8 protein-coding genes and 1 pseudogene are annotated in these 9,026 nt (G+C 68.6%); 7 read left to right on the top strand and 2 right to left on the bottom strand.

Features of this window, described 5'->3' with window-relative positions; translation table 11 throughout:
- Positions 1–690, bottom strand: a 690-nt coding sequence (locus tag NFU04_RS16085) for an SrfA family protein (protein ID WP_251310420.1), incomplete at its 3' end; no start/stop codon positions are given.
- Positions 691–1,064: 374 nt separating this feature from the next.
- Entirely contained in the window at positions 1,065–1,685 is a 621-nt protein-coding gene (locus NFU04_RS16090) for a hypothetical protein (protein WP_251310421.1), read from the bottom strand.
- Between the two features lie 408 nt (positions 1,686–2,093).
- Between NFU04_RS16090 and NFU04_RS16095 the strand changes: the two genes are divergently transcribed.
- The 7 genes and pseudogenes from NFU04_RS16095 to NFU04_RS16125 all read left to right on the top strand — a co-directional run.
- Positions 2,094–2,465, top strand: a complete 372-nt coding sequence (locus NFU04_RS16095; protein WP_251310422.1) for a hypothetical protein — start codon at positions 2,094–2,096, stop codon at positions 2,463–2,465.
- A gap of 64 nt (positions 2,466–2,529) precedes the next feature.
- Positions 2,530–2,763, top strand: coding sequence for a DUF2835 domain-containing protein (locus NFU04_RS16100; protein WP_251310423.1), 234 nt, complete (start codon positions 2,530–2,532; stop codon positions 2,761–2,763).
- The gene (locus NFU04_RS16105; RefSeq protein ID WP_251310424.1) at positions 2,760–6,008 is read left to right on the top strand and encodes an EAL domain-containing protein; all 3,249 of its coding nucleotides are present in this window, start codon (positions 2,760–2,762) and stop codon (positions 6,006–6,008) included. Before NFU04_RS16100 ends, NFU04_RS16105 begins: the two co-directional genes overlap by 4 nt.
- A 72-nt stretch (positions 6,009–6,080) precedes the next feature.
- Positions 6,081–7,778, top strand: coding sequence for an HD domain-containing phosphohydrolase (locus NFU04_RS16110; protein WP_251310425.1), 1,698 nt, complete (start codon positions 6,081–6,083; stop codon positions 7,776–7,778).
- A gap of 170 nt (positions 7,779–7,948) precedes the next feature.
- Positions 7,949–8,380 (top strand): flagellar export chaperone FliS, encoded by a 432-nt coding sequence (gene fliS, locus NFU04_RS16115; protein WP_251310427.1) that lies wholly within the window; start codon positions 7,949–7,951, stop codon positions 8,378–8,380.
- Positions 8,381–8,382: 2 nt separating this feature from the next.
- A complete protein-coding gene (fliT, locus tag NFU04_RS16120; RefSeq protein WP_251310426.1) occupies positions 8,383–8,784 on the top strand; it encodes a flagellar protein FliT in 402 nt (133 codons plus the stop codon).
- Positions 8,781–9,026 (top strand): annotated as a pseudogene (locus NFU04_RS16125) (hypothetical protein); the annotation flags it as partial. The gene fliT and the pseudogene NFU04_RS16125, both read left to right, overlap by 4 nt.

Here is a 9,026-nt window from a genome sequence, read left to right on the forward strand (position 1 = left end):
GAGTGCGCCGAGGCTCGGGGCGCCCACCGAGGTGCAGGCCCTGAGTCCGAACAGCAGCAGGGCCAGCAGCAGCAGGAGTGGCAGCAGCCACCACCAGCGTCGCCACCAGGGCGATATCGGCGCCGCCGGTGCGGGCTCCGGGGGCGTAGGCGTGGGCGTGACCGGGGCGGCGCTGGCCAAGGGTGGGCCGGGCCGCCTTACCTCGGGAGGCGTCGCGGGGGCAAGGCAGAGCAGGGGGTTGGCATGCCGGTCGGCCTCGGGGTGAATAAATCCCCAGAAGGCGATGACGGGGGTGCCACCGACCAGGTAGATAAAGGTCTCATCCGGGAAGTGGCCTACCCACTGCACCAGTCGGGAGAACACCTCATGATCACCGCCTTGACCCTCGGGAGGCGACTGATGGAGGGCGAGAACCTCTTGTCGAAAGGCCTCCAACTGGATGCGTGCATCCTCGCGTTCGCCTTCGGTGGCGCTTCCCCAGGGAATCACCTCGCCGGCAATACCGCTGTACCAGTCGACGCCCTCGCCTTGCTGATCGCGCTGCGGGATGGCCAGGTGCCGCTCCCTGCCCGGTAGCCGCCGGGAAATGACCTTGCGGAGCTGAAGTGCGGAGTGGTAGACCGGCTGCCCCGTTTCTCCCAGGGCCCGGAAATGCTCGATCTTGCCACTATGCAGCAGAGTCGCTGACATGCTCGCTTCTTCCTTTGACATGGCCGCCTGTGCCGATGGCGCAGTGCCTGGGGGTGCCAGGAGTCATAGGAAGAGCACGAGCAGGGGGCGCCGGGCGCACCATGCTCTTTCGGTGGGGTCCTTGCACTTGCTATGCCATCCCTTGCGTTCTGAGTCGGCCGATCGGTATCGGCTTTCTATCCGTCTCTAATTGGCAACAATCTAAATTAGCATGTGTGGTTGTTTATGGAAAGCGGCTCGCCGGCCTGGCGGCTTGTGTGATGAGTTCACGCACTGTATCGGCCACTCGTCGGGTAACTTGAGGCACTTGCTGCCCTGCAGCAGATCGGAGGGTTGGCGATGCCGAGTGCGAGAGGCTGCGAAAGTGGCCATCGTCAGGCATCCGCCGAGTCGTCGGTGAGTCGGGCCTTGAAGGCCTCGGGGGCGATCTCTTTCCGGTCGCTGGTCAGGATGCGTCCGCCCAGGGCATGCACGTCCATCACCAGCTCGATAAAGGTGCTGGGGTGTCTGACCACGCTGCGCTTATTGATGAACTTGATCAGCACCGAGATACCGTCCAGGGTGGGGTGCTCGCCCTGTTGATGGAGTGGCGGCAGGCGCCCCGGCGAGCTGGAGTGGGCAATGGTCAGCTGGTAGGCGGCGCTCTGGGAGGTGACGTAGTAGACGCCGAGCTCGGCGTCATAGAAGGCGTTGCGCTCGTTCAGCCGGGCGGCGAGGCCCTGGTTGGTCGCTGCCGAGGGGGTGTCGAAGACCACGAACCAGCACTGTTTCAGCGCCTGGGTCTGGGCGCGAGAGGGGGCGCGAGAAGAACCGCGAGGGGCGTGCCTTGTCGGTGGTGGGGCGGTGACGGGGCGAGGCGGTGCCGAGGCCGCGCTGTCCTGTGGCGACGGGGCTGGTGCCTTGCGGCTGCTGCGGTAGTAGGTCAGGGCGATACCGAGGGCGATCGCCAGGGCGCCGCCGCTGAGAAGTATGCTCCACCATATCTTGGGCTCCATGGCTGCTGACTCCCTGTCATCCTTGTGTTACCGACGACGCCGGTCTTGATTCGCGGGCTGTGCCCGGCAGGCTACGCCGGTGGCCCTAACCCACTTATCGGTCCAGGTGGGCGCGTCTTTAACCATCTCTTGTGTTTTTTTGTATACGGACTTTTCGCCATGGGTGCCTCGTCGGCCCCCGGGCCATGGCTTGCGCCGCCTGAAGAAATGGCGATACTTGCCGACATTCCGATCAAGGAGCGTGCGGCGCTACTCCAGTGATCGGCCCGGCCACGAGGTGGGAGGCCCGCCACAGATGGCTTTAGATCTTTCTGATTTAACTCCCTCGCGGATTGGCCGATAAGACGGTGAGTCCCTGCCACTTCTCCTGCGCAGGGAGACATGATGAGGTTCAACTAAGGAGTGTCGGTGAGACTAACCACGCAATTTGCCGTTGCCCGGGATAGCGAGGGAGGCTGCCACGGCCGCTGGCGACTGCACTGGGCATCGCGCCCCGAGGTCCCCTTGTCGTACCATCGCTGCCGGGAGGCGGCGCAATTGTCGCTGCTGCGTATCGAGGGGCTGCCCGACTCCCTGCTCGAGCTGCTGTGTCGCAAGGCGGCCAAGCTGTCGCCGTCGCGGCGCCTTACCCTGGCCCAGGAGGTGGGGCAGGTGCTGGAAACCTGGCCCGATCATGACCTGGAGCATGAGCTGCGCCTGCTGGCCTTCAATCACTGCGCGTCCATCGTGGATACCGCCGAGGCGGCCCTGGCCCTGCTCGACCAGCGTCGCCGCCCCTGAGTGGCCTCAAGTTCGGGGCGCGCCGGCCGATAAACCGAGGGCCGGTGCCATCGAGGAGCCCCGTGTGCCCAGTATCGATATTCGACTCGCGTTGTCCGCCGAGGCCTGCCTGGCCTACTACGAGGGGCGCGTCGAGCGGGTTATCGCCCGCAGCCTGGATGGGCGCCGGGTGGCCTTTCCCGCGGTGGCGCTGCGGCGCCTGGTCGGCCGGAATGGCGTGCATGGCTGCTTTCGACTTCACTTCAGCGCCGCCGGCCGGTTCGAGTCGATCACGCCGTTAGGTCAGGGAGGTCCATGAACGACGCTTATCAGGAAGGGGCCGCCGTCGAGGCGCGGTCCGATGCCATCGATGCCCGGGTCGCCTTTCGCCGCCTGGCCGATAGTCTCGAGGCCCATGGCGACTTCTTCGACCGCCTGAGCCGCTGCCTGGCCGAGATCCTCGGCGTCGATCACCTCCTGATGGCGCGTATCGAGGGCGAGCTGGCTCATCCCCTGAGCTTCTGGTCCCGCGGCGAGCATCGACACCTGGCGCCCTATCCGCTGGCGGGGACGCCCTGCGAGGCGGTCGCCGGTCACACCCTGTGCCACTTTCCCCGCGGCGTGGCCGCGCGCTTTCCCGACGATAAGCCACTGACCCAGTTGGGCGTGGAGAGCTACCTCGGGGTGCCCATGTGCGCCCCCGACGGCCGTCCGCTGGGGCTGGTGGCGGCTCTGGATTCGCGCCCCTTGTCGGGCTCCTCCCTGGTCGAGGAGTTGCTGCGCCTGGCGGCGGCCCGGGCCGGGGCCGAGCTGGCCCGGCAGCTGGCGGAGTGTCAGCAGCGTATCAGCACCCGCCGCCTGGAGACCCTGCTGCGCCACCTGCCGAGCATGATCTATCGCTGTCATCATGACGCCTGCTGGAGCATGGAATATGTCAGCCAGGGCGCCCGGGGCATCACCGGCTATGCCCCCGAGGCCCTGCTCGGCGAGCATGCCCGACGCTTCGCCGGCCTGATCCATCCCGACGACCAGGACCGACTGGTGGCCAGCGTCGAAGAGGCGCTGGCTGCCGAGCGGCCCTTCGCCGTCAATTACCGTCTCTATACCGCCGACGGCGAGTTGCGCTGGGTCCGCGAGCAGGGCCAGGCGGTGATCGACGAGAGCAGCGGCCTGACCATGATCGAAGGGGTGATCAGCGATATCAGCGATCACAAGCGTCACGAACGCCAACTGGAGGCCAGCAATCGCGCCCTGCGCCTGCTCAGCCGCTGCAATGCGGCCCTGATTCATGCCGCCACCGAGACGCAACTGCTGCAGGCGGTGTGTCGCCTGGCGGTGGACGTGGGGGGCTATCGCTTCGCCTGGGTGGGGGAGGCGCGTCACGACGGGGCCAAAAGCATCGTGCCCCTGGCCCAGGCGGGCATCGGCACCAGCTACCTGTCGCGGCTCTCGCTGAGTTGGTCGGCCGAGACCTCCGGCGGTCGGGGGCCGGCCGGGCGCGTGCTGCGTAGTGGCCGGCCCGAGGTGGTCTCCTGCCTCGACGACGACCCCGGCTTCGTCTGGCGGGAGGCCGCCCGCGCCCATGGCTTTCATGGCGTGGTGGCGCTGCCCCTGAAGCAGGAGAACCGCACCTTCGGCCTGCTGGTGCTTTACCAGGGGCGGCCTCAGGCGGTGTCGGCGGACGAGCTACGGCTGCTGGGCGAGCTGGCCGATAACCTCGCCTATGGGGTCACCACCCTGCGCAATCGATGCGAGCAACAGCAGATCCAGCAGGCGGTGCTGACCATCGCCGGCGCCGTCTCGGCACGCAGCGGCGACGAGTGGCTCGATCAGCTGGCGGGGCAGATGGCCAAGGCGGTGGGGGGGCAGTTCGGTTTCGTGGCGCGCCTCGACCCCGAAACACCGGGCCGGGCCACCACCCTGGCGGCGGTGGTGGAGGGGGTGAACCTCGCCAACTTCAGCTATCTCCTGGCGGGCACGCCCTGCGGCAAGGTGCTCGAGGCCGGCGAAGTGGTAGTCCACGATCGGGTCGCCGCCGCGCTGCCGCCGACGGTGCGTGATTCCCTGGGTTGGGTGCGCGGCTATGCCGGGCGCCGCCTCGAGGATGCCGAGGGACGGGCGATCGGCCTGCTGGGGGTGATGTTCGCCGAGCCCCTGGAGGAGACCACCTTCGTCACCAGCCTGCTGCAGATCTTCGCCTCGCGGGTCGGGGCCGAGCTGACCCGCCAGGCCGACGAGGCCAATATCCGCCGCCTGGCCTATGAGGATGCCGCCACCGGCCTGCCCAACCGCACCGCCTTCGCCGAGCGCCTGGAGGGGGCCCTGAAGGCGTCCCGTGGACGCCCCCTGGCGCTGCTCTTCCTCGATCTCAATCGCTTCAAGGAGATCAACGATACCCAGGGCCATGATGTGGGGGATCGCGTGCTCGCCGGCGTGGCGGAGCGCTTCGCCGCGGCCCTCGGCGAGGGGGAGTTCCTGGCTCGATTGGGGGGCGACGAGTTCGTGGTGATGATCGACCCCGCCGACCGGGTCGCGGCCTGTGCCGCCGCCGAGCGACTGCAACGGGCCCTGGCGGCGCCGCTGCGGATCCTCCATCAGGCCTTCGAGGTGGCGGTCAGCATCGGCATCGCCCTCTACCCGCAGCACGCCGCCAGCGCCCGGGAGCTGCTCAAGCATACCGATATCGCCATGTACCATGCCAAGCAGCGCGGCGAGCGCTACTGCGTCTTCGAGCCGCAGCTGGGCACCCGGGTGGGCGAGCGACTGCGCATGGCGGCGCGGCTGGCTCGGGCCCTCGAGCATGATGGCCTGAGCCTCTATTTCCAGCCCCAGGTGGACCTGGCCAGCGGGCGCCTGGTGGGCGCCGAGGCGCTATGTCGCTGGTTCGATGACGAGCTGGGGGCGGTGAGTCCGGCGGAGTTTATTGCCCTGGCCGAGGAGCGTGGCCTGATCCACCGCCTGGGGGGCTGGGTGATCGATGCGGCCTGTCGTCAACTGGCCGAGTGGCGGGCCCGGGGCGTCGACTTCCCCGGGCGCCTGGCGATCAATGTGGCGTCGGCACAGTTCGAGGACGAGCAGCTGCTCGATAAGCTGCTGGGGGCGCTGGCGCGGCATGGGGTGGCGCCGGAGCGCCTGGCGCTGGAGCTTACCGAGAGCGGCTTCATGCACGACCCCGACCAGGCCGTGGCCATTGCCCAGCGGCTCAAGGCCGAGGGGCTGGCGCTGCATATCGATGACTTCGGTACCGGCTACTCCTCCCTGGCCTACCTCAAGCGCTTCGATGCCGACAAGATCAAGATCGATATCTCCTTCGTGCGCGACATGCTCGGCGACGCCAATGATCACGCCATCGTCACCACCATCATCGCCATGGCCGAGAGTCTGGGGCTCTCGACCCTCGCCGAGGGCGTGGAGTCGCGGGCCCAGGCCGAGGCGCTGCGGGGACTGGGGTGCCCCGAGGGGCAGGGCTACCTCTATGCGCCGCCGTTGCCGGAGGAGGCCTTCCGCCGGCAGTGGCTGATCGCCGAGTCGCCGGGCTCAAGTCCGACGCCGCGCGGCCGATAGTCGATGATATTTCCGAAACGCCGCCGCGGCTCCCCGGTCGCGGCGTGGCTGGCTTGTTGAATGAGGACACGGATGGCGGAGCAAGAAACTCGCTACCTTCGCGTGGACAATCCCCTGGAGCTCCACGAACTGCTGGAAAGCCTGACCGAGCCCGGCGGCGCCTCGCTGCGCCTGGAGGGGGAAGGGGAGGCGGCCCTGCCGGTGCTGGTGCTGGATGCCCGCCTGGGCGAAACGCTGTTGCTGGATATCTCGGCGATCCGCGAGATACTCGGCCCCTTGCGCCGCGGCCAGCGCTTCCGGCTGGAGGGGCAGGTGCACGGCAAGTTGCTGCGCAGCCCCTGGCTGAGCCTGGAGGAGAGTCACGAGGTGGATGGCCGCCTGCAGTGCGGCAGTGCCTGCCCGGAGTGGCTCGAGGTGCTGCAGCGCCGCGCCAGTTATCGCGCCGAGCTGCGCCTGAGCATGGAAGTGGGGGTGATCCTGCGCGCCCTGCATGGCGAGCTGGGGGGAGCCTCCAGCCTGCAGGGCGACCTGCGTGACCTCTCGGTGCAGGGCTGCCGGGTGGAGCTGCCGGCCATGGCCTCGGGCGCCCTGCCGCAGGCCCCGGAGCGCCTCGAGCTGGAGCTCTGTTTCCCCAGCGGCCAGCGCTTCTCGGTGCAGGCCGAGGTGCGCCACCTGAAACCGGAACCGGAGCGCTACCTGGTGCAGGCGGGGCTCCATTTCGTCGATATCACCCCCGAGCAGGAGCGCCTGTTGTGGTTCTATGTGCGCGAGATCGAGCGGGAGGCGGCGCGCCACGCCAGCGACGGCGATACCACCCGCGCCCCCTCGGCGCTGTTTAAACCCTCGGGAGCGGCGCCCCAGGTGGGGCGGCGTCGCGGCGAGAATTATCCCACCGCCATGGCGCGACGGCTGGCGCGCCTGGCGGCCTATCTGGATGCGCAGCTCCTCGACCTGCAACAGGGGCACGGCCTGGATAGCATCGAACTCTCGCGTAATGCCGATCGCCTGTTGATGTTGCTGGACGAGGATCGCGAGGAGCTGCTCTTCGCCCTGAGCTGCCTGACCCATGAGGCCCAGCTGGTGCAGCATGGCCTGGCGGTGGCGGTGCGCCTGGTGGATCTGGTCGCTACCCAGCAACTCCCCCAGGGGCTGCGCAAGAGCCTGGTGGCGGCGGCGATGATCCATGACCTGGGCAAGGGCATGCTGCCCACCGAGCTGCAGCATGCTCAGAGCCTCAACGAAGCCCAGTACCGCCGGCTCAAGGCGCATGTGGCGCTGATCCTGGATCAGGCGGCGCCCTGTCACTGGCTGTCGCGCAGCGTGGTCACGGCGGTGGTGGGAGGCGCCAACGAGCGCCTGGATGGCAGCGGCTACCCCGATGGCACGCGCGGCGCCGACCTGTCGGAGCTGGCGCGCCTGGCGGCGGTCGTGGACGTGGTGGATGCCATGGGGCGGCCGCGCACGGACCGGCCGGCCTGGAGCATCGCGAGCATCTACCGCCACCTGCTGAGCCACCCGGAGCGTTTCGAGCAGCGCTGGGTCAAACGCTATATCGCCCATTTCGGGCGCTTCCCGGTGGGTACCCTGGTGCGCTATGCCGCTGGCGAACTGGCCTGGGTGCGGCGCCTGGATCGTCAGGGCAGGCCCAGCCAGGTCTGCCGGGTCGAGGCGATCGCGCGTCCCCAGGCGGGCCTGGCGGCGCCGCTCTACGATGGCGCCCTGGCGGCCCTGGGCGAGCCGGTCGAGGCGTTGCCCCTGCCGCCGGCATAAAGAGACTTGGCTTGGCTAAAGTGGCCGCCGGGACCGCCGATAAAGGGAATTAGCGACGGGGATGCTGGCTTATCGCCCCCTGGTCGCGGCAGAGGGTCGGTCACAATAGGTAGGACGAGAGTCACCGCCGGTAACCCTGGGGGCCGGTGGATCAACGAGGGAGTTCGATGATGAGTGCTAGACGCAGCCCAGCCGCCTATGCCAGGGGCCATGCCAAGGGCGCCGGGGCCTACGCCCGGGTCGGTGTCGAGAGCGGGGTGATGGCGGCCAGCCCCCATCAGCTGATCGTGATGCTGTTCGATGGCGCCCAGGCGGCGATTCGCGCCGCCCGACTGCATATCCAGCAGGGCAATACGGCGGGCAAGGGGCAGTCGATCTCCAAGGCCCTGGATATCGTCAACAACGGCCTGGCGGCGGCCCTGGACGAGGAGAAGGGGGGCGAGATCGCCACCCGACTGGCCGGGCTCTACGACTATATCGCCCGGCGCCTGCTGCAGGCCAACCTGCGCAACGATACCGACGCCCTCGATGAGGCCGAGCGCCTGCTGGAGGATATCGGTTCGGCCTGGCGCGAGATCGGTCGCGCCGACCAAAGGGGATAAGCATGACTCACCACCCTGAATCCGCGGCGCCGGATGCCGAATGCCTGCTGGCGGCCTATGAGGCATTGCTGGAGCGCTCCAGCCGGATGCTGGCCAAGGCCCGGGAAGCAGCCTGGGATGCCCTGATCGAGGAGGAATCCCGCTATGTGCTGGAGGTGGAGCGGCTCGCCCGGGAGGATCAGGGGCAGGCGCTGGATCCGGCGCAGCGCGAGCGCAAGGCCAGCCTGCTGGAGCGCATTCTCGAGCAGGACATGGAGGTGCGTCGCCACCTGATGGCGCGGCGCGACGAGCTGGGTGAGCTGATCGGCAACTCCCGGCGCAAGCGCAACCTGGAGCGAGCCTATCGCAATCCCACCAGGGGGGTGATCGAGGCCCGGGCGCGCTTTCCCGAAGGCTCGTCGTGAGTGGCATCACCCCTATCCTCGATACCCTCTTGCACCAGGTGCTGGGCAAGCGGGTCGATCATCCGCCGCCCCGGGATCTCAACGAACCGGTGCGGCCCCTCAACGCCGCCGACGCCCCCCGGGCCCTGCATAGCGACTCCCGCCTCGACGGGCGTCGCCCCCCCATCGCCGAGCTGACGCCGACGGCCACCCGCGGCGGGCAGGGCGGGACGCCCCTCGCCGCGCCGGCCGTGCCCCCCGGG

Source organism: Halomonas sp. NCCP-2165, from assembly GCF_023708045.1.
Classification (GTDB): Bacteria; Pseudomonadota; Gammaproteobacteria; order Pseudomonadales; family Halomonadaceae; genus Bisbaumannia; species Bisbaumannia pacifica.

What these genes read in the sequence shown, in the direction of transcription:
- NFU04_RS16090 (WP_251310421.1), bottom strand. Translation starts at nt 1,685, where the DNA reads ATGGAGCCCAAGATATGGTGGAGCATACTTCTCAGCGGCGGCGCCCTG.
- NFU04_RS16105 (WP_251310424.1), top strand. Translation starts at nt 2,760, where the DNA reads ATGAACGACGCTTATCAGGAAGGGGCCGCCGTCGAGGCGCGGTCCGAT.
- NFU04_RS16110 (WP_251310425.1), top strand. Translation starts at nt 6,081, where the DNA reads ATGGCGGAGCAAGAAACTCGCTACCTTCGCGTGGACAATCCCCTGGAG.
- fliS (WP_251310427.1), top strand. Translation starts at nt 7,949, where the DNA reads ATGAGTGCTAGACGCAGCCCAGCCGCCTATGCCAGGGGCCATGCCAAG.
- fliT (WP_251310426.1), top strand. Translation starts at nt 8,383, where the DNA reads ATGACTCACCACCCTGAATCCGCGGCGCCGGATGCCGAATGCCTGCTG.